General features: G+C 70.6%; 19 protein-coding genes and 1 pseudogene. 6 read left to right on the top strand and 14 right to left on the bottom strand.

Annotated features, from left to right (window positions below; translation table 11 throughout):
* Positions 1-71: 71 nt before the first annotated feature.
* Positions 72-695 carry a hypothetical protein gene (locus tag JHN63_RS31740; RefSeq protein WP_200687127.1) on the bottom strand — a complete coding sequence of 208 codons (624 nt, stop codon included), beginning with the start codon at positions 693-695 and terminating at the stop codon, positions 72-74.
* A gap of 258 nt (positions 696-953) precedes the next feature.
* On the opposite strand from JHN63_RS31740, the gene JHN63_RS31735 reads away from it, so the two are divergent.
* A complete protein-coding gene (locus tag JHN63_RS31735) occupies positions 954-1,997 on the top strand; it encodes a PucR family transcriptional regulator (protein ID WP_374222962.1) in 1,044 nt (347 codons plus the stop codon).
* A 143-nt stretch (positions 1,998-2,140) separates the two neighbouring features.
* On the opposite strand, the gene JHN63_RS31730 is transcribed toward JHN63_RS31735, so the two are convergent.
* The 6 genes from JHN63_RS31730 to JHN63_RS31705 all read right to left on the bottom strand — a co-directional run bounded on the left by JHN63_RS31730 (position 2,141) and on the right by JHN63_RS31705 (position 6,229).
* Positions 2,141-2,479 (bottom strand): SCO5918 family protein, encoded by a 339-nt coding sequence (locus tag JHN63_RS31730; RefSeq protein ID WP_200687123.1) that lies wholly within the window; start codon positions 2,477-2,479, stop codon positions 2,141-2,143.
* Positions 2,480-2,660: 181 nt separating this feature from the next.
* Entirely contained in the window at positions 2,661-2,864 is a 204-nt protein-coding gene (locus JHN63_RS31725; RefSeq protein ID WP_019063123.1) for a cold-shock protein, read from the bottom strand.
* A gap of 203 nt (positions 2,865-3,067) precedes the next feature.
* Positions 3,068-3,403: a MerR family transcriptional regulator gene (locus JHN63_RS31720; protein ID WP_200687121.1), complete on the bottom strand. Its 336-nt coding sequence runs from the start codon at positions 3,401-3,403 to the stop codon at positions 3,068-3,070.
* A 136-nt stretch (positions 3,404-3,539) separates the two neighbouring features.
* Positions 3,540-4,217 (bottom strand): hypothetical protein, encoded by a 678-nt coding sequence (locus JHN63_RS31715; protein WP_200687119.1) that lies wholly within the window; start codon positions 4,215-4,217, stop codon positions 3,540-3,542.
* 189 nt (positions 4,218-4,406) lie between these two features.
* The gene (locus JHN63_RS31710; protein ID WP_200687117.1) at positions 4,407-5,168 is read right to left on the bottom strand and encodes a TIGR03943 family protein; all 762 of its coding nucleotides are present in this window, start codon (positions 5,166-5,168) and stop codon (positions 4,407-4,409) included.
* The gene (locus tag JHN63_RS31705) at positions 5,165-6,229 is read right to left on the bottom strand and encodes a permease (protein ID WP_200687115.1); all 1,065 of its coding nucleotides are present in this window, start codon (positions 6,227-6,229) and stop codon (positions 5,165-5,167) included. The genes JHN63_RS31710 and JHN63_RS31705 overlap by 4 nt, the downstream gene beginning before the upstream one ends.
* A 180-nt stretch (positions 6,230-6,409) precedes the next feature.
* On the opposite strand from JHN63_RS31705, the gene JHN63_RS31700 reads away from it, so the two are divergent.
* Positions 6,410-8,311, top strand: a complete 1,902-nt coding sequence (locus JHN63_RS31700; protein ID WP_200687113.1) for an NAD-binding protein — start codon at positions 6,410-6,412, stop codon at positions 8,309-8,311.
* A 120-nt stretch (positions 8,312-8,431) separates the two neighbouring features.
* On the opposite strand, the gene JHN63_RS31695 is transcribed toward JHN63_RS31700, so the two are convergent.
* Entirely contained in the window at positions 8,432-10,231 is a 1,800-nt protein-coding gene (locus tag JHN63_RS31695) for a prolyl oligopeptidase family serine peptidase (protein ID WP_200687111.1), read from the bottom strand.
* A 159-nt stretch (positions 10,232-10,390) separates the two neighbouring features.
* On the opposite strand from JHN63_RS31695, the gene JHN63_RS31690 reads away from it, so the two are divergent.
* Positions 10,391-11,230, top strand: a complete 840-nt coding sequence (locus JHN63_RS31690; protein WP_307782025.1) for an SURF1 family protein — start codon at positions 10,391-10,393, stop codon at positions 11,228-11,230.
* On the opposite strand, the gene JHN63_RS31685 is transcribed toward JHN63_RS31690, so the two are convergent.
* From JHN63_RS31685 to JHN63_RS31670, 4 genes are all read right to left on the bottom strand, one after another.
* Entirely contained in the window at positions 11,200-12,477 is a 1,278-nt protein-coding gene (locus JHN63_RS31685) for a hypothetical protein (protein WP_200687107.1), read from the bottom strand. The genes JHN63_RS31690 and JHN63_RS31685 overlap by 31 nt on opposite strands.
* A complete protein-coding gene (locus JHN63_RS31680; protein WP_200687105.1) occupies positions 12,474-13,058 on the bottom strand; it encodes a SigE family RNA polymerase sigma factor in 585 nt (194 codons plus the stop codon). Before JHN63_RS31680 ends, JHN63_RS31685 begins: the two co-directional genes overlap by 4 nt.
* Positions 13,059-13,579: 521 nt before the next feature.
* Positions 13,580-14,647, bottom strand: a complete 1,068-nt coding sequence (locus tag JHN63_RS31675) for an aspartate-semialdehyde dehydrogenase (RefSeq protein WP_200687104.1) — start codon at positions 14,645-14,647, stop codon at positions 13,580-13,582.
* On the bottom strand, positions 14,647-15,918 hold the full coding sequence (locus JHN63_RS31670; protein WP_200687096.1) for an aspartate kinase: 1,272 nt from the start codon (positions 15,916-15,918) through the stop codon (positions 14,647-14,649). The genes JHN63_RS31675 and JHN63_RS31670 overlap by 1 nt, the downstream gene beginning before the upstream one ends.
* 196 nt (positions 15,919-16,114) lie before the next feature.
* Between JHN63_RS31670 and JHN63_RS31665 the strand changes: the two genes are divergently transcribed.
* The gene (locus tag JHN63_RS31665) at positions 16,115-16,810 is read left to right on the top strand and encodes a response regulator transcription factor (protein ID WP_200687094.1); all 696 of its coding nucleotides are present in this window, start codon (positions 16,115-16,117) and stop codon (positions 16,808-16,810) included.
* A complete protein-coding gene (locus JHN63_RS31660; protein WP_200687092.1) occupies positions 16,807-18,096 on the top strand; it encodes a HAMP domain-containing sensor histidine kinase in 1,290 nt (429 codons plus the stop codon). The genes JHN63_RS31665 and JHN63_RS31660 overlap by 4 nt, the downstream gene beginning before the upstream one ends.
* Here JHN63_RS31660 and JHN63_RS31655 read toward each other — a convergent pair.
* Together JHN63_RS31655 and JHN63_RS31650 are read right to left on the bottom strand one after the other, a co-directional pair.
* Positions 18,062-18,562 carry an SgcJ/EcaC family oxidoreductase gene (locus tag JHN63_RS31655; protein ID WP_200687090.1) on the bottom strand — a complete coding sequence of 167 codons (501 nt, stop codon included), beginning with the start codon at positions 18,560-18,562 and terminating at the stop codon, positions 18,062-18,064. The two genes, JHN63_RS31660 and JHN63_RS31655, sit on opposite strands and share 35 nt — an antisense overlap.
* A gap of 105 nt (positions 18,563-18,667) precedes the next feature.
* Positions 18,668-18,859 carry a hypothetical protein gene (locus tag JHN63_RS31650; protein ID WP_200687088.1) on the bottom strand — a complete coding sequence of 64 codons (192 nt, stop codon included), beginning with the start codon at positions 18,857-18,859 and terminating at the stop codon, positions 18,668-18,670.
* 147 nt (positions 18,860-19,006) lie between these two features.
* Between JHN63_RS31650 and JHN63_RS31645 the strand changes: the two are divergent.
* Positions 19,007-19,525, top strand: a pseudogene (locus tag JHN63_RS31645) (sulfite exporter TauE/SafE family protein); the annotation flags it as partial.

The raw sequence follows: 19,525 nt of genomic DNA, 5'->3' as shown, positions 1-19,525 counted from the left end.
GGGTGATCGGCGAGCAGGCAGGAATCAGCGAAGGAGGATCAACGAGCGTGCGGGCGGCCGGAGTTCGCGGTCTATCCCGTCGTGCCCGGACCGGTCCGGGGGTCCAGCGCGCTGTCGTAGGGCGCGACCCAGAAGAACTCGCCGGTCTCGTCGTAGGCGTAGAGCAGTCCGGTGCTGCCGCTCGCGAGGGCGTCGTTGCCCGGTTGCCGGACCTGGACCATCGCGGCGGAGCCGTCCGCCGCCCTGACCTCGGCCTGTCCGAACCCCGCGTCCACCCGGCCGGTGCGGATGACGCAGGTCAGCCCGACGAAGTCCAGCCGGGACGGCCCGTGTCCGTCGGGGAACAGGCGGCGCAGCGGCCGTACGAACAGCTTGGTCGTCCACCAGGAGCCGTACACCGTGCCGATCAGCACGACCACCCCGACCAGCACACCGGCCGGGCCCGCGGGGACGAACAGCACGCTCGCGCAGAAGCTGATCAGCCAGCCGACCGCGACGAACAGCGAGAAGGCGAGCGTCACCGGGACCCCACCGAGTCCCCAACCACCGTTGTGAGCACGGGAGTTGAGGTGCAGATGGGCGTGTGCGTCGGCCGCGCCGAGCGCGACCAGCAGCCAGTACAGGACGACCACGACGAGCGCCGCGCTGAAGACGATGGCGGGAAACCCGACGGCGGCCGTGACGAACGCCCCCATGATCCCGGCCCCCCGTTCCCTCGCTCGCTCCGACAGCCCACGGGGACGCGCGGCTCACGGAACCGGTGCGGGACACCTGCCGGTGTCCGGCACCGGAACCTTCCGCGGTGCTCCCCTGGCGCCATGGTGCACGCGGGGTGCGCGCCCGCGCATTGCCGGAACCCGGCAGTGTTCATTAGGGTCTTGATGCCGGTGACGCGCTAAGAAAGCGTCAGCGGGGCGTCAAGAAAACAGGGGGCGGAGTTGCCGGAGCGCGGAATGCCTGAGCAGTACCTGGCGGGGTTCGCGCGGCTCCTGGCGGAGGTCGCCGACACCGGACGCCGCCTGACCCGGGCCGAGTTGGAGGCCCGCCGCACCCTCGGCGAGCAGGCGGCCGAGGCCGGCCACGAACTGCGCGCCCTGGTCAGCGCCCATCTCACCGCCACCCGCACCGCCTGGCCACAGACCCCCGGCTCCGCCGACTGCACACTCGCCGCCGTACAACAGGCGATCGACGCCTTCGCCGAGGGCTACGAACGCGCGCAGCGACTCGCCGTCCGCCAGGAGGAAGCGGCCCGACGGGAGTTCATCGACGACCTCCTCTACGGCCGCGGGGGCCTGGGCCGGCTCGCGGAACGCGCCGAGCGCTTCGGCCTGCGCCTCTCCCAGACGCACGCCGTCGCCGTGGTCCAGGGCCCGACACCGTACGACGAGAGCGCGCCGGTGCCGCGGCAGGTGGAGCGGGCGATGATCAGCCGGTTCGGTGACCGCAACATCCTGCTCACCACGAAGGCCGGCCGGATGCTGTGTGTCGCGCCCGGCGACCAGGACGACATCCTCGCCCACTTCGCCAAGCAGGCCTACGCGGCGGCGGACGGCACCCGCGCGGCGATCGGCCGCCCGCAGCCGGGTGCGGGCGGGATCGTCCAGTCGTACGAAGAGGCCCTGAACACGCTCGAACTGGCCGAGCGGCTCAACCTGGAGGGACCGCTGCTGCGCGCCGCCGATCTGCTGGTCTATCCGGTGCTCACGCGCGACCGGCAGGCGATGGCGGATCTGGTCCTGGACGCGCTGGGCCCGCTGACGAAGGCGCGCGGCGGTCCGCGCCCGCTGCTCGACACCCTCTCGACGTACTTCGACTGCGGCTGTGTGGCCGCGGAGTCCGCCCGCCGGCTCTCGCTGAGCGTGCGCGCGCTGACCTACCGGCTGGAACGCATCCACCAGCTGACCGGCGCGGACCCGACGGACCCCGGTCAGCGGTACACGTTGCAGACGGCGGTCATCGGGGCCCGACTGCTGGACTGGCCCGACAAGGAGCTGTGACGGCTGCGACGGCGGTGCTCGGCGTGAGGGCCGGGACGGTTGGGACGGCCGGGACGGTTGGGACGCAAAGAGCGACCTCGCGCCCGGATGAATCTACGGCGGCGTGGTCGCTCGGGGTGTGCGGGGACGTACGGGCGGTGGCGTCAGCCCAGGGTGGTACCGATGTACGAGGTCGAGTCGGGGCCGGAGTCCACGGTGGTGTCCGCGACGGGGGCCGGTGCGGGCGCCGGGGTGGCGGGCGCGGGCGGCGTCTCGTGGCAGGTGAAGCCGAGCCGGGTCAGGGCCCTGGTCACCTCGAAGGCGGTGAAGTCACGGCGGTCCTGCTTGGTGATGACTTCGCCGACCTGCTTCACCGGGTACAGCTTGCGACTGATGACGGCGCACTGGCCGGTGACGGGCTGCTCCGGGCGGATGCCCTTGAGCATCTCCTCCACCTCGCTCTTCGTCAGATCGAAGGGGTAACGGGCGATCACGCAGCGCATGGTGCCTCACCAAGGGGTTCGAGCGGGAGGAGAGGGGAGGATTTCTCCTCGGGGAAAGCCGGGGAGACCGAAGAACGGCCATGGAACGGCGGGTACCGGCCGGGGAACGGCAGGTAAATGAGCGGATACGAAAAGGGACCCGCACCCAAGGTGCGGGCCCCTGTTTCGCAGCTTCGCGTGCTTAGGCGGGAACGATGTTCTCCGCCTGCGGGCCCTTCTGGCCCTGCGTGATGTCGAAGGTCACCTTCTGACCTTCCTGCAGCTCGCGGAAGCCCTGGGTGGCGATGTTCGAGTAGTGGGCGAAGACGTCAGCGCCGCCGCCGTCCTGCTCGATGAAGCCGAAGCCCTTTTCCGCGTTGAACCACTTCACGGTACCGGTGGCCATGTCTTAACTCCTAGGCAGTGCACGAGATCCGCACTTTACGAATCTCCTCCATCGCCGTGATGATCACCTGCACCGGAGGTCCGGTTCAAAATTGGCAACCACAACTGCAACTGAAGTCAGCCTAGCACGGAACCCATTTCCGCGACGGTGGAATTGGGTTCGAAATGCCTCACCCAAAACAGTGAATTTCTGTTTCCCCCGCATCAGATTTTCTCACGATGGGACGAGCCCCGCAGCTCCTCGTTGACGCGCAGGGCCTCGTCCAGCCGGTCCTCCAGGCTGATGATGCGGCAGGCGGCCTCGATGGGGGTCCCCTGGTCGACCAGCTCGCGGGCGCGGGAGGCCGTACGGAGCTGATGGCGCGAGTAGCGGCGGTGACCGCCGTCCGACCGCGTCGGGGTGATCAGCCCGGCCTCACCCAGTGACCGGAGGAAACCGGGAGTGGAGGCGATCAGCTCGGCGGCCCGACCCATGGTGTAGGCGGGGTAGTCGTCGTCGTCGAGCCGGTCGGCCGCGGGCTGCTGGCTTTCTGCGGGCATGTACACCTTCCTGCGGACCACCGGGGCGGAGACGGCCGGCCGCGGTGGAGCGGGTTCCCCCGTACCCGGAACTCTAGTCGCCCCCGGGGAATCCCTGTCGCGGCGAGCACAGATGTTGTGACACCGGTCGACACGCTCAGCGGCCCAGAACCAGCACCCGACAGGCGCCGGGAGCCCGTGGATCAAGACCGTCCGGGCCCGTCGCGACGTCCTGCCAGCCCCAGGCCCGGTAGGCCGTCAGGGTCTCGGTGTCGGTGCGGGGCACCAGGGCGACGCCCAGGGCCGGCGCGTGATCGTCGAGCAGCCGCCGCTGGAGGCGCCGGGCGAGGTTCCAGTCCCGGTCCTGGTAGTGGGTGCGCACGCGGGGCGGGACCACGATCCCGGAGACCGCGAAGAACCCGCCGGTGACCGCGAGCCCGCGCAGCAGCCGGGGCAGCCGGGTGTCGTGGCCCTGCCACCAGGGATCGGCGGCGCGTACGGGGAAGCCGTAGGCGCAGGCCGTCAGGGTGGTGTTCTCGGCGATCAGCAGGGCGAAGCCGGGCCGCCGGACGTCACCCGCGAGGCGCCGCAGGAACGCGGTGCGGGAACGGCTGCCCGTGCGGGCCGCGCCGCGGGTCTCCTCGTACAGCACGCCCAGGTCCTCGAAGCGGTCCTCGATCTGGCGCCGGCTGAGCGGACGGAGACGGTCCCCCTCCCAGGGCGAGGGGCCGCGCTCGCGACGGGACGACCACGACTGCTCCCCGCGCGTCCCGTCGGCGCCGCCGTGCGTGACGAGGGCCGCGGTCACCGGCCGACCGGGCACATTCACGGCCATGGGCTGAGCCCTGCCCCGGGCGCGGACACGTCCGCCCCGGCGTCGTGGTTCGCCGAGGACGGCACCGGTGTGATCCGGTGCGCGAGGAACCCTCGGTCCTTTCACGGTACGCCCGCGGGGCTTACGGGGGCGGGCGCCGATGTTGCCGCCTGCCCGGCACCGGGCCCTTTACCGGTCCCGGCGCTCGCCCTACTGGTTCCAGCTCTCGTCGTACGGGTCCTTCGGGGTCGGGACCGGTTTGGCGAGGGAGACCTGGAAGTAGGGGATCGGGCCGTTGTTGATGGGGTCCTTGGTCTGCCTGGGGCTGTAGGTGCCGGTGACCTCGAGCCAGGTGTCGGGCTGGAGGACCGGCGGGATCTTGCCGGTCAGCGCGATCTTGACCGGCTGGGCGTCCGCCGCGCAGCAGTTGAGGGCCATGCGGACGAGGTAGGGGGCGCCGGACTTGTCCAGGGCTATGAAGCCGGTGACCTTGAGCTGCCGGGTGCCGAGGGAGTGGCCGTGGTCGTAGACCGCGCGGCTCGCGTAGTCGACCAGGCCGATGGTGAGCGGGTCGCTGGCTGGGAGCTTGGAGAGGCCGTAGGGCTTCATGAGCGCGGTGCCGGTGCGGACCGCGCTGTAGGAGCCGAGGGCCGGCGGGGCGACCAGGATCAGGGCGAAGAGGGGGAGGACCAGGAGCCAGGAGATACGGGGTTCGCGGTGTACGTGATCCGCATGAGCCTCGTCGGTCGGGTGGGCCTCGTCGTGGGTTTCCGCGTTGGCCTTCTCCAGTCGTGCCCGGCGCCACTCGTACCAGGCCGTGGCCAGCGCCGCCACGATCAGGACCACGCCGGAGAGCAGCAGGAGCGGCTGGAGTCCGGCCTTGACGTAGCGGAGGTAGAGGTTGGTGAAGCCCGCGTGCAGGAGGGCCGCGCCGATCAGGAACAGGACCGCCGCCTGTGCCTGCCGGTTCACAGGAGCACCGCCCCGGTGACGACCGCGCCCGCGATGGCGAGGACGAAGGTGGCGGGCGCGAAGCGCAGGGCGAAGCCGCGCCCGAACGTCCCGGCCTGCATGGCGAACAGCTTCAGGTCGATCATCGGGCCCACCACCAGGAACGCGAGTTTCGCCGTGAGGGAGAACTGGGTCAGCGACGCGGCCACGAACGCGTCCGCCTCCGAGCAGATGGACAGCAGAACGGCCAGGATCGAGAGGGCGAGGATCGCCACCACCGGATTGTCGGCCGCCGTGCGCAGCCAGCTCGCCGGCGCGACCGCCTTGAGCGTCGCCGCGGACATCGCGCCGAGCACCAGGAACCCGCCCGCCTGCATCACGTCGTGCCGCACCGAGCCCCAGAACGCGGCGCCCTTGGTCTCCCCCTCGTGCGGTTCGTGCGCGGGCAGCTTCAGCCAGTCGGTGCGGCCCATGCGCTGCCACAGCCAGCCCATCACACAGGCCACCAGCAGGCTGCCGGCGAACCGGGCGAGCACCATCTCCGGGTTGCGCGGGAACGCCACCGCCGTCGCTGTCAGCACGATCGGGTTGATCGCCGGGGCGGAGAGCAGGAACGCGATCGCGGCCGCCGGGGTGACGCCCCGGCGCACCAGCGCCCCGGCCACCGGCACCGACGCGCACTCGCAGCCGGGCAGGATCGCGCCCGCCATGCCGGCCACCGGTACGGCCAGCACAGGGTTGTTGGGCAGCGCGCGGGTGAACCACGTGGCCGGTACGAACACCGCGATCGCCGCCGACAGCAGCACGCCGAGCACCAGGAAGGGCAGGGCCTGCACGACCACGGCCACGAACACCGTCATCCAGCTCTGCATCACCGGCGCGGACAGCGCCTGCCGCACCGGCCCCTGCGCCAGCACCGCCACGAGCAGCACCATGGTCAGCACGAGCGGCGAGCTGAGCTGCCAGCCGTCCTTCGAGGCCTTGTCCTCCTTCGAAGGCGCGGGCGCGGATGGCTGTGGGGGCGTTTCCGCGGTCGGCGGCGTCTCCGTGGTCGGCGCGGCTGGTTCGGTGGTGATGGCCACGGGTGAGATACCTCCGGCAAGCACATGGTTTCGCGAGTTTTGCTCCCTCACTCTGCATACGGCAGTCGGGGCAAGGGTGTTCAGCGCAATACTGGAACCACCCACCTCCTTGGGGCAGTCTTTCCCCTCGTGGCGAGCAGCGTTCCGAATCAGAGTCCTCCGGGCGGTGCCCGTGCGCACATGGTGGTGTGCGGCGACGACGCGCTCGCGCACCGCCTCGCCGTCGAACTGCGCAGTGTCTACGGCGAACAGGTCACCCTCGTCGTCCCGCTCTCCGAGGCCACCGCCCGCCAACCGGTCGTCGGCCGCGCGCGTGCCGCCTCGGTGGCCCTGCGCGACCGGGTCAACGCGGCGGTGGCCCGGGCGAACGGCAACGGCAACGGCGCCCCCGCCGCCCCCGAACCCCCGCGCGGGGAGCGGGTGTTGGAGGTCGCCGAGCTGACCGAGGCGGTGTTCGCCGAGGCCGGCGTGGAGCGGGCGGCGGCCCTCGCCCTCGTCTACGACGACGACGAGACCAACATCCGCGCCGCCCTCACCGCCCGCCGCCTCAACCCCCGTATCCGGCTGGTGCTGCGTCTCTACAACCGGCGGCTCGGGCAGCACATCGAGGAACTCCTCGACCAGGCGGCCGCGTTGGCGACCGGTGACGGGACGAGTGGCGGGACCGGCACCGGGTTCGACGCCTCGACCACCGTTCTCTCCGACGCCGACACGGCCGCGCCCGCGCTGGCCGCCACCGCGCTCGCCGGAACCAGCAAGGTCGTCCAGACCGACGGGCTGCTGCTGCGCGCGGTGGAACGGCCGCCGCCGGGCCCCGGTCAGGTCGCCGACCCGGGACTGGCCACGCTGGCCCTGCTGTCGGCGACCAGCAGCGACCCGGCCGGTGCGGACGGCTCCGAGGGCATGGGCGAACAGGGTCCGCGGCTGCTGCCCGACGCGGCGGCCATCGCCTCCGCCACCGGGCGCGGCACCATCGTCCTGGAGCAAGTGTCGTACGCCGGGCCGCAGTTGCCGGGCGGGCGCGGCGGCGGGGTCGTACCCGCCTTCTCGTCGCTCTTCTCGCGGCGGCTGCGGTGGTCGCTGGCGGGCATGGTGGCGTGCGTGGTCGCGCTCGCGATCGCGTTGTGGCTGGTGACGCAGATCCATCCGCTGACCGCCTTCTATCTGACCCTGCTCGATCTCTTCGCGATCGACGACCCCGCGATCGGGGCGCCGCTCGGCCGGCAGATCCTTCAACTCCTGTCCGGTCTGGTCGGGTTGCTGATGCTTCCAGTGCTGCTGGCCGCGGTGCTCGAAGCCCTCGGTACGTTCCGTACGGCGTCCGCGTTGCGCAAGCCGCCGCGTGGGCTCGGGGGGCATGTCGTGCTGCTCGGGCTCGGCAAGATCGGCACCCGGGTGCTGACCCGGCTGCGCGAACTCAACATCCCCGTGGTGTGCGTCGAGGCCGACCCCGAGGCCCGCGGCCTGGCGACCGCCCGTCGGCTGCGGGTCCCGGTGATCCTGGGGGACGTCACCCAGGAGGGCGTCCTGGAATCCGCCAAGGTCCACCGCGCCCACGCCCTCCTCGCGGTCACCAGCTCGGACACCACCAACCTCGAAGCGGTGCTGTACGCGCGATCCGTGCGGCCGGATCTCCGGGTCGTACTCCGGCTGTACGACGACGACTTCGCGACCGCCGTGTACCGGACGCTCCGTGCCGCACACCCCGGTGCGCTCACCCGGAGCCGGAGTGTGTCCCATCTGGCCGCGCCCGCGTTCGCCGGGGCGATGATGGGGCGGCAGATCCTGGGGGCGATTCCGGTCGAGCGGCGGGTGTTGCTGTTCGCGGCGATGACTGTGGGCGGGCATCCCCAGCTGGACGGGAAGACGATCGCCGAGGCGTTCCGGGCGGGGTCGTGGCGGGTGTTGGCGCTGGACACGGCTACGCGGGACGCGTCCGAGGACGTACGGCGGTCGGGGTTGGTGTGGGACCTTCCCGACACGTATGTCCTGCGGAGCTCGGACAGGGTGGTGCTGGCTGCGACCCGGCGCGGGCTGGCGGAGTTGTTGGGGCGGCGACCACGGGACCGGGCCGGGACTTGATGGAACCCGGTGCCGAAGCGGGCGTTGCTGGGGGCTGCGCCCCCAGACCCCCGCTTCGGCCCCGAAAGGGCCTCGTCCTCAAACGCCGGACGGGCTAAAAAATCAAGAAGTCACCGGTGTTCAGGAGCCCAAATGCCGCTCCGCGAAGTCCAGTTCCAGTCTCACCTGCTTGATCCGCTCGTCCACCACAAGCGAACCGTGCCCCGCGTCGTACCGATACACCTCGTGGACGGCACCCCGCTGCTCCAGCCGCTTCACGTAGTTGTCGATCTGGCGGATCGGGCAGCGGGGGTCGTTGACGCCGGCCGAGATGTAGACCGGGGACGTGACCTTGTCGACGTAGGTCAGGGGGGAGGACGCCTCGAAGCGGTCGGGGACTTCTTCGGGGGTGCCGCCCAGCAGCGTGCGGTCCATCGCCTTCAGCGCTTCCATCTCGTCGTGGTACGCCGTGACGTAGTCGGCGACCGGGACCGCCGCGATGCCGAGCGTCCACGCGTCGGGCTGGGTGCCGATGCCGAGGAGGGTGAGGTAGCCGCCCCAGGAGCCGCCGGTGAGGATCAGGCGGGCGGGGTCGGCGAGGCCGGACGTGATCGCCCACTCCCTCACCGCCGCGATGTCCTCCAGCTCGATCAGGCCGACCCGGACCTTCAGGGCGTCGGTCCACGCGCGGCCGTAGCCGGTGGAGCCGCGGTAGTTGACCCGGACCACCGCGTAGCCGTGGTCCACCCAGGCCGCCGGGCCCGCCGAGAACGAGTCGCTGTCGTGCCAGGTCGGGCCGCCGTGGATGTCGAAGACCGTGGGGAGCGGGCCCGTGGCGCCGGCCGGCTTCTGGACCAGGGCGTGGATACGGCCGCCGGGGCCCTCCACCCACACGTCCTCCACCGGGACCGAGCCCGGTGACTTCAGGCCGGGCGGGTCCAGGACGACCTCGCCCGTCGTCGAGCGCACGGCGGACGGCTCGGCGGCCGACGACCAGAGGTACTCGACGCTGCCGTCGGGACGGGCCGTGGCGCCGGAGACGGAACCGGGCGGGGTCGGCACCTTCTCCAGGTCGCCCGACGCGAGGTCGTAGCGGAAGACCTCGCTGCGGGCCTCGAAGCTGTGCGCGATGAGGAGGGCCGAGCCGTCCGGGTACCACTCGGCGCTCACGTCGCCGGGCAGGTCCAGGGACAGGTCCGTCTCGCCGCCCTTCACCACGTCCCACACCAGGGGCTCCCAACGGCCGCGCCGCTGATGGCCGATGAGGAGGCGGGTGTCGCCCTCCACGGGGGCGAAGCCGAGCACCTCCAGGCCCAGTTCCTCGGTGCCGCCCTTGGTGTCGTCCAGGTCGGCGACCGCCGTGCCGTCCGGGCGCAGGACGCGCAGCGCCGAGTGCATCGCGTCGCCGTGCTCCGTGTGCTCGATCGCGATCAGCGAACCGTCGTGCGAGAGGTCGCCGACGCCCGCCGACTCGCGGTGGCGGTAGATCAGCGTGGTCTCGTCACCGGTGCGGGCGAGGTGGATCGTCGTACCGTCCTCGTCCGTGGAACGGCCCACGACCGCCGTGCGGCCGTCGCGCGCGAGGGCCAGTCCGGCCGGATAGGACGGTTCGAGGCCGGGCACGGCCGGTTCGTCGGGGCCGCCCTTGAAGGGCTGGCGGCGCCAGACGCCGAACTCGTCGCCGTCCTTGTCGTCGAACCACCAGATCCACTCCCCGTCCGGGGAGAGCACACCGTCCGTCGTGCCGTTCTGCCGGTCCGTGACCTGGCGTTGCTCGCCCGTCGCCCGGTCCCAGGCGTACAGCTCATACGTCCCTGTCGCGTTCGACACGAACAGGGAACGGTCGGGTGCGTCCTCCGCCCAGTCGGGCAGGGACACTCGGGGCGCCCTGAAGCGCTTCTCCCAGTCCGGTGTGGTCTCGGACCCGTTGCTCTCAGTCATGGCCCCATACTGCCCGCCCACACAGACATTGCACTGGTCGGATCCTCAGCCTGTGGATAACTTCGACCAAGACCCGGCCGGACCATTGCCGACAGCGGGTGAACCTCCGGGCCGACCCCCGGGCCAGGAGCCGTACGACAGCCCCGTACCGTGGAAGGCGTGTACCGGTTTCTGCTGACATCGCGCTGGTGGGGCATCAACGTCTTCGTACTGCTCGCCATCCCCTTCTGCGTCTTCATGGGGTCATGGCAGTTGAGCCGGTTCCAGGCGCGCGTGGACAGCAGCCACCAGGCCACCCGACAGGTCGAGACCGACCGCACGGAAGCCGCGCGCCCACTGGCCGAACTGCTGCCGGTCGACCAGAACACCTCGGGTCGGCAGACCACCGCCACCGGCCGCTACGGCAAGCAACTCCTCGTCCCCGACCGCCAGTTGGACGGGAAGAACGGCTTCTACGTGCTGACCCTGCTGCGCACCGACGACGGCAGGGCGCTGCCCGTGGTGCGCGGCTGGATCCCCGGAAAGCCGGACGCCGCCAAGGCGCCCGCAGCGCCCACCGGCGAGATCACCGTCACCGGCTCGCTCCAGGCGTCCGAGACGCCCGGCGACAACGGCGTCAGCGCCCAGGGCGGACTGCCGTCCGGCCAGACGGCCGCGATCAGCGCGGCCTCGCTGGTGAACCTGGTCCCGTACCACCTGTACGACGCGTGGATCACGCTCGACAAGGGCGACTCCGGGATGCGGACCGTGCCCGCGACCGCGCCCGCGAACACCGGCCTCGATCTGAAGGCGTTCCAGAACCTCGGCTACACCGGCGAGTGGTTCGTCTTCGCGGGCTTCGTCGTCTTCATGTGGTTCCGGCTGCTGCGCCGCGAGGTGGAGTTCGCGCGCGACGCGGAGCTGGGGCTGGTGCCCGAAGAAGACCCCGAAGAGGGCGCGGACGCTGCCGAGAAGAACGAACTACCCGCTCACGAACCCGCCAGCAGGTCCGTCCGGTAGATCGTGCCCGCGCACGCGTTGGACACCGTCGCCGTGGCCGTCGTCGAGCCGGTGGCCGTCGTGTGGGAGATCTGGACGCTGCCGTCGAGCGTGCCGTCCTCCAGCAGTTGGGTGGACGTGCCGGTGTCCCCGGTCGTGGATCCGCTGCTGGTGGTGGCGTCCTCGCTGGGCGACGGGCTGGGCGTCGAACCGCCGGTGGTGCCGCCGGTGCTGCCACCGCTGGTCGGGCAGGTCTCGGAGGGCACCCAGGCGAACTTGACCTGGTAGGCGGAGCCCGGCAGCAGCACCAGCTGGGAGGCCGCCGTCGACGGGTCGGGCAGCCCGGCCGCCGCGTCCCCGGCGCTGTGCTGCACCACGGCGATCTTGCTCGCGTCCGCCGCGCCCTGCACGGCGTAGCCCACGGTGCCGGGGCCGCCGACGGTACAGCTGGTGGCGGAGACGTTGGTGACGGTGAACGTGCCGTAGACCGCGCCCGCCGCGTCGGGGGCATCGAGTGACGACGTGGCCGAACCGAGCTGTTCCGCCGAGCAGATGGGCGCGGCCGTCCCGGTGCTGGCCGAGGGGTTCGCGCTCGCGGTGCCGCTGCCCGAGGGCTTGCCCGAGCCGTCGTTCTTGGGGCCGCCCGGGTTCTGCGAGGCCTGCCCCGACGATCCTCCGGACGTACTGGAGCCGCCGTCCGGGCCCTTGCCCTGGCTGGTGCCGCCCTGTGCCTGTGAGCTGTTGCCCGCGATGGACGGGTCGACGGAACCGGTCGAGTTCGAGACGTGCACCAGGGCCGGGATGGCGGTGCCGAAGAAGAGCGCGGCGGCGGCCACGCCGACGAGGGCCTGGCGCTTGCGGGCCCGGCGGGCCGGTACCGCCTTGCGCAGGTGGTCCAGCGTGCCGTCGCGCGGCTCGACCTCCTGGACCGCCCGGTGCAGCAGCCGGCGCAGCACCAGCTCGTCCGGGTCGAGCCCTTCGGGGTTGTCCCTGCCGATGCCCGACATGGCCATGGCCAGTGCGGACTCGGGGCTACGACCCTCGGGGTTCTCGGGGCTGGGCCCCTCGGTGTTCTCGGGGTGGTCACCTTCGGGGTGCTGCCCGTCGAGGCTCGGCCCGTACGGGCTCTGTTCGTCGGGGCCGTGGTTCACAGTTCCGTTCCCAGCGTGCGATTCGTTCGGTTCTTCCTTGCGGGCCCAGGTCGGACCGCGCCGGACTTCCGGCTCACGTCGTTCACGTGAGCCGTTTCCCTCGACGTCGTCGCTCATGCCGATGCCTCCATCGCGATCCGGAGGGCGGCGATACCGCGCGAGCCGTACGCCTTCACCGAACCCAGCGATATGCCGAGCGACTCGGCGACCTGCGCCTCGGTCATGTCCGCGAAGTAGCGCAGGACCAGGACCTCGCGTTGGCGGCGCTGAAGGCCCTTCATCGCCTTGATGAGGGAGTCGCGCTCCAGCAGGTCGTAGGCGCCCTCCTCCGCGCTGGCCATGTCCGGCATCGGCTTCGAGAGGAGCTTGAGGCCGAGGATGCGGCGGCGCAAGGCCGAGCGAGAGAGGTTGACGACGGTCTGGCGCAAATACGCCAGGGTCTTCTCGGGGTCACGGACGCGTTTGCGCGCCGAGTGGACCCGGATGAACGCCTCCTGGACGACGTCCTCGCAGGAGGCGGTGTCGTCGAGAAGGAGTGCGGCCAGGCCCAACAGCGAGCGGTAGTGCGCCCGATAGGTCTCGGTGAGATGGTCGACCGTCGTTCCGGCCGTGACGGTGTCGTCGACACCGTCGACGCCGTCACGCTGGTTCGGGATGCGGGCGGGCCGCGCTGCGGGCATCGGCGCGATCACCGGCATGCCGCCGGGCGCACGGGATCCACGCGGAGGCCGTAGGGCCGTTCCGCGTGCCGCAGTGAAGTCGAGTACCTGAGCCACGCCAGTTGGACACGCTTCCCCCCTTGGGGGTTGTACGCGTCGGCCGTCACATTTACGTCAGACGAAACAGACAGTCCACCCACGTGTCCGCTGTCCCCGCCAACCCGTCCGGTGTCACCACCCACCCGTCTGGTGTCAGGCAGCACAACCGGCAGTGCGTCGAACACCCTCATGCCTACCCGCTCTTCCCCTGTGTCACGAAAGTCCGGGGCGTCCCCACGCCCCTCACCGCATCCCCACGCCCACCTGAAGGGCGTTCGCAAAGACGCTCCCCGCTCGTCGCGCGGTTGCGGAGAGCGGGGAGTGAAATCTTCGGATGCGGAGGTGGCTGGATTCAAGTGGTCCCAACCATTAATCCGGCCACATCGCGCACAGTGATCCTACAAACTCGTGCGCCACTGGCCAGCGGATTTACGGCCGGGCAGGGCAGGTGGGGGCTGTACTCACGCCAGTTCGCGCGCCACCAGCTCGGCGATCTGCGCCGTATTGAGGGCCGCTCCCTTGCGCAAATTGTCCCCGCAGACGAACAGTTCGAGCGCCGTCGGATCGTCCAGCGCCCGCCGCAGCCGCCCCACCCAGGTCGGGTCGGTGCCCACCACATCCGCCGGAGTCGGGAACTCCCCGGCGGCCGGATCGTCGAAGAGGACGACACCCGGGGCCGTGGCGAGAATCTCGCGTGCCCCGTCGACGGTGACCTCGCCCTGGAAGCGGGCGTGAACGGTGAGGGAATGCGTGGTGACCACCGGGACGCGCACACATGTCACGGCGACCGGCAGCGCGGGCAGCCCGAGGATCTTGCGGGACTCGTCCCGCACCTTCATCTCCTCCGAGGACCAGCCGTTCTCCCGCAGGGACCCGGCCCACGGTACGACGTTCAGCGCGACCGGCTCCGGGAACGGCCCGGTGTTGTCCCCGACGGCCCGCCGTACGTCCCCGGGCTTGGTCCCCAGGTCCGTACCGGCCACGAGGGCGAGCTGCTGGCGCAGGGTGTCGACCCCGGCCCGGCCCGCCCCGCTCACCGCCTGGTACGACGACACCACCAGCTCGCGCAGCCCGAACTCGGCGTGCAGCGCGCCCACGGCGACGATCATCGACAGGGTCGTGCAGTTCGGGTTGGCGATGATCCCGCGCGGTCGCCAGCGCACCTTGTGCGGGTTGACCTCGGGGACCACCAGGGGCACCTCGGGGTCCATCCGGAAGGCGCCCGAGTTGTCGACGACGACCACGCCCTTGGCGGCGGCGACCGGCGCCCAGTGGGCGGAGACCTCGTCGGGGACGTCGAACATCGCGACGTCGACCCCGTCGAAGGCCTCCTCCGTCAGGGCCACCACCTCGACCTGCTCCCCGCGCACGGCCAGCTTGCGGCCGGCCGAGCGCGGGGAGGCGATCAGGCGGATCTCACCCCAGATGTCCGCATGCTGGGACAGGATCCCGAGCATGACCGTGCCGACGGCTCCGGTCGCTCCGACTACGGCGAGTGTCGGACGCACGGTCGCTCCGGTTGCGGCCATCAGCGGCCGGTGCCTCCGTAGACGACGGCTTCGTCGCTGTCGGAGTCCAGGCCGAACGCCGTGTGCACGGCGCGGACGGCCTCGTTGACGTCGTCGGCGCGGGTGACCACCGAGATACGGATCTCGGAGGTCGAGATCAGCTCGATGTTGACGCCCGCGTCGGACAGGGCGGTGAAGAAGTCGGCGGTGACGCCGGGGTTCGTCTTCATGCCCGCGCCGACCAGCGAGATCTTGCCGATCTGGTCGTCGTAGCGCAGCGACTCGAAGCCGATGCCGCCCTTGTTCCGCTCCAGGGCGTCGATGGCCTTGCGGCCCTCCGCCTTGGGGAGCGTGAAGGAGATGTCGGTGAGGCCCGTCGAGGCCGCCGACACGTTCTGCACGATCATGTCGATGTTGACCTGGGCGTCGGAGATCGTCCGGAAGATCACCGCGGCCTCGCCCGGCTTGTCGGGCACGCCGACGACCGTGATCTTGGCCTCGGAGGTGTCGTGCGCGACACCGGAGATGATGGCCTGCTCCACCTTCTGGTCCCCAATCGGCTCACTGCTGACCCATGTGCCCTGAAGTCCGCTGAAGCTGGACCGCACATGGATCGGGATGTTGTATCGGCGGGCGTACTCCACACAGCGGTGGAGCAGCACCTTGGAGCCGGAGGCGGCGAGCTCCAGCATGTCCTCGAAGGAGATCCAGTCGATCTTCTTCGCCTTCGCGACCACCCGCGGGTCGGCGGTGAACACACCGTCGACGTCCGTGTAGATCTCGCAGACCTCGGCGTCGAGAGCGGCGGCGAGCGCGACGGCGGTGGTGTCGCTGCCACCGCGCCCCAGCGTGGTGATGTCCTTCTTGTCCTGGCTCACACCCTGGAACCCGGCGACGATGGCGATGTTGCCCTCGTCCAACGCCGTACGGATCCGACCGGGCGTGACGTCGATGATCCGGGCTTTGTTGTGGACCGAGTCGGTGATGACGCCTGCCTGGCTGCCCGTGAACGACTGGGCCTCGTGGCCCAGGTTTTTGATCGCCATGGCCAGCAGTGCCATGGAGATCCGCTCCCCGGCGGTCAGCAGCATGTCGAACTCACGCCCGGCGGGCATCGGAGATACCTGCTCGGCGAGATCGATCAGCTCGTCCGTCGTGTCGCCCATCGCGGAAACGACGACGACCACTTGGTGGCCGTTCTTCTTCGCTTCGACGATTCGCTTGGCGACGCGCTTGATGCCCTCGGCATCGGCTACGGAGGAGCCTCCGTACTTCTGCACGACAAGGCCCACGTGCGCTCCTCGCTCAGTCCTGGTGTGTCGGCTCAGTTTAACGAGCACCCGAAATTAGCTTCCGTGGTATCGCATGGTGAGATTCGGAGGCTTCGGACGCCCAGGTCAGCGCATGCCCACTTACGAGGTGCGGGAAAAGTGCCGAGCGTCACAAGTGATCCCTGTGAATTAAGTTTCAAGCACTAAGGTGCGCGATGTGCGCGTACTTCTGGTGGAAGACGATGAACCCGTGGCCGAGTCGCTACGCCGCGGACTGCTGCGCTACGGCTTCGAGGTCGACTGGGTCACCACGGGCGGCGCGGCGCTGAGCCACTCCGCCCCCTACGACGTCGTCCTCCTCGACCTCGGCCTGCCCGACACCGACGGCCTCGACGTGTGCAGGGCGCTGCGCGCCCGCGGCGACGTGCCGATCATCGTGATCAGCGCGCGCAGCGACGAGACGGACCGGGTGGTCGGCCTGGAGCTGGGCGCCGACGACTACGTCTCGAAACCCTTCGGGGTCCGCGAGGTCATCGCCCGCATAAGGGCGGTGATGCGCCGCGCACAGCCGAGGGCGGTCGCGGAGGCCGAGGGCCCCGACACCTACGGCAGCCGTCTGACGATCGACCGCAGGGCCGCCCGCGTCCGCCTCGACGGCGAGGAGGTGCCGCTGGCTCCCAAGGAGTACGACCTGCTGTCGTTCCTCGCCGAGGAGCCGGGCGCGCTGATGTCGCGCGAGCAGATCATGGAAGCGGTCTGGGACGCGAACTGGTTCGGCCCGACGAAGACGCTCGACGTCCATGTGGCCGCGCTGCGGCGGAAGTTGGCGGGCGCGATCACGATCGAGGCGGTCCGGGGCGTCGGCTTCCGCCTGGAGATCGCCTCCTCCGGAGACGGATCGCCCGCCTCATGATCCGGCAGCTGATCGTCAGCTACGTCCTGCTCGTGGCCGTGGCGCTGACGGCGTTCACCGTGCCCGTCGCCTTCACACTGACCGCCCAACTCCGGGGCGACACCGAGCAGTCGGTACGGCGCGAGGCCCGGACGATGGCGTTGCTGCTGAGCGGCGACGCCGCCTCGCGCGCCGCGCTGGACCGCATGGTGGTGGCGTACGCGCAGGAGACCCCCGGCACGGCCGAGGTACTGCCCGCCGCGCGGGCGAAGACCGCGACGCACTGGGGCGACGGGGAGTTGGAGGTGACGGCACCGGCGAAGCGCGACGGCCGGACGGTCGGCGCCGTACGCATCACGTACCCGACCTCCGACCTGACCCGGCGCCTGGTGCAGATCTGGGGCTTCCGGGCGATCCTGGCGCTGGCGGTGCTCGCGGTGGCGGCCGGCCTGGGCGCGCTGGTGGCCCGCCGACTGACCCGCCCCCTGCGCCAACTCAACGACATGGCAAGCCGGTTCAGCGACGGCGACCTGACGGCACGTACGCCGGTGACGGGCCCGCACGAGACGCAGACGCTCGCCAGGACGCTGAACCAGGCGGGCGAGCGCCTGGACACCCTGATCGCCTCACAGCGCATCTTCGTGGCCGACGCCTCGCACCAACTCCGCACCCCGCTCACGGCGTTGCGGCTCTCGCTCGACAACATCGCGGACGGCGTGGACGACGAGTTCGTCCGCGAGGACGTGGAACAGGCGACGGCCGAGGTGGTCCGGATGAGCCGTCTCGTCAACGGCCTGCTGGTGCTGGCGCGGGCCGAGGCGAAGGTGACGGCGGCGGAACCGCTGCCGCTGCGGGAGATCGTGGCGGAACGCCTGTCGGTGTGGAGACCGGCCGCCGACGAGCGCGGTGTCCACATCGCGCTCAGGGGGAGTGTTGTCGACGGCCGGCCGCTTGTGCTGGCCAGTCCCGGTCATCTCGAACAGGTCCTGGACAACGTGCTCTCCAACGCCCTGGAGGTGTCGCCGGACGGTGCGACGATCACCGTCCGGGCTCAATCACGGGGCGACGAGGTCGAGTTGACGGTGGCGGACGAGGGCCCCGGGATGTCCGACGCGGACAAGTCCCGCGCCTTCGACCGCTTCTGGCGCGGCCAAGGCCTCACCGGGCGCACCGGTTCGGGCCTGGGCCTGGCCGTCGTACGCCAGTTGGTGACGGACGACGGCGGGACGGTGACCCTGCGGGACGCGCCCGGAGAAGGACTGCTGGTCGCGATCACCCTTCGGGCATCACCGAGGAGTGGTGGTTGACGATCAGCCACTTGCCGCCGCGCTTCTCGTACTCGTAGGTGTAACGGGCCTCGACCACACGCTTCTTGCCGGTCTTCGGGTCGGTGAGCGTGATGTCGTAGGCACCCGCGTCGATGGCCGAGTTGCTGTCGAGGACGTTGATGTACGTCTCGACCTTCTTCGCGACCGGCTTGTTCGGCAGGAAGTGCTCGAAGTAGTCGACGATCTCGGCACGGTCGGTGCGGATCTCGTTCGACACGGTGGGAAGCAGCACGGCGTCCGGCGCGTACCGGTTCGCGACCTTCTTCGGGTCACCGGTCTGGAGCGCGGCGTTCCAGCCGTCGAAGAGGGCGGCTATCTGCTTCTTGGTGGGCTTGGCGTCGTGCTGGGGGCCGGCGGTCGCGGCGACGGTGCCGAGGGTACCGAGGGCCAGGACGGTGGTGACGGTGACGACGGCTGCACGCTTGCTGATGGACCGGCGGGTCATCTCAACTCCAGTTGTACTGGTGCCTTTTGGGATGACTCAAGCCTCGCGTCCAGCCGTTTAGCGCCCATGCAACGGACGTACAGGACTGGGCCAGGACAGGCCCAATTAACGCGCTGCGTCCGCCCGATCACGGTCCCGCACCAGGCTGACCCCGGCACCCAGCGACACGACGCCCATCCCCACGGCGGTCATCACGCCCTGCGTTCCGTCGACCACGAAGGGTGCGACCGCGGCGACGACGAGGTTGAAGAGGAAGAGGAACCAGAGGACGGGCCGGGAGGAGAGGAGGTTCTTCATGACAGGCACCTTCGGGATCCGGGCCGGTGGCTCTTTCACCGGCTGACGTGTTCAACGATCCCGTTTCCGCAGGTCGGCGACGAGGGAGCGCAGTCCCGAAGAGGGGGTGTAGCGGGCTACACCACCGGGCGGGAATGATGTCTCCCCATGACGGGGGACATACTGCTGGCCGCGATCGTCCTGCTCGGCTCCTCCGTCCAGTGGCTGACGGGCATGGGCTTCGCCCTGGTCGCCGTACCGGCCCTGGTCCTCCTGCTCGGCCCGGCACAGGGGGTCGTCCTCGCCAACTGCGCCGCCGGCGCGATCAGCGTCGTGGGCCTGGCGGGGCGTGGCTGACGCGTCAACTCCCGCCGCCAGTACTCCTGTTGGTGATGGGAGGGTTGGTGACGGTCGCCGTACTGCTGGTGATGCGGGGCGCCCGGGTGTCGGCACTTCGGGGCACTCGCGGTGCCGTCGCAGCGGGCGCGGCGGGCGGTTTCATGAACGCGGCGGCGGGGGTGGGCGGTCCGCCGATCTCCCTCTACGCGGTCAACGCGGGGTGGACGGTACGGGAGTTCGTCCCCAACGCGCAGTTCTACGGCGTGGTCGTCAACGCGTTCTCGGTGGCGGCGAACGGGGTGCCGTCACTGAGTGCGGCACGGTGGGTGGCCGTTGTCGCGGCGATGG

This window comes from Streptomyces sp. MBT65, assembly GCF_016612545.1.
Taxonomy (GTDB): Bacteria; Actinomycetota; Actinomycetes; order Streptomycetales; family Streptomycetaceae; genus Streptomyces.
This window is presented reverse-complemented; position numbering and strand designations above follow the sequence as displayed.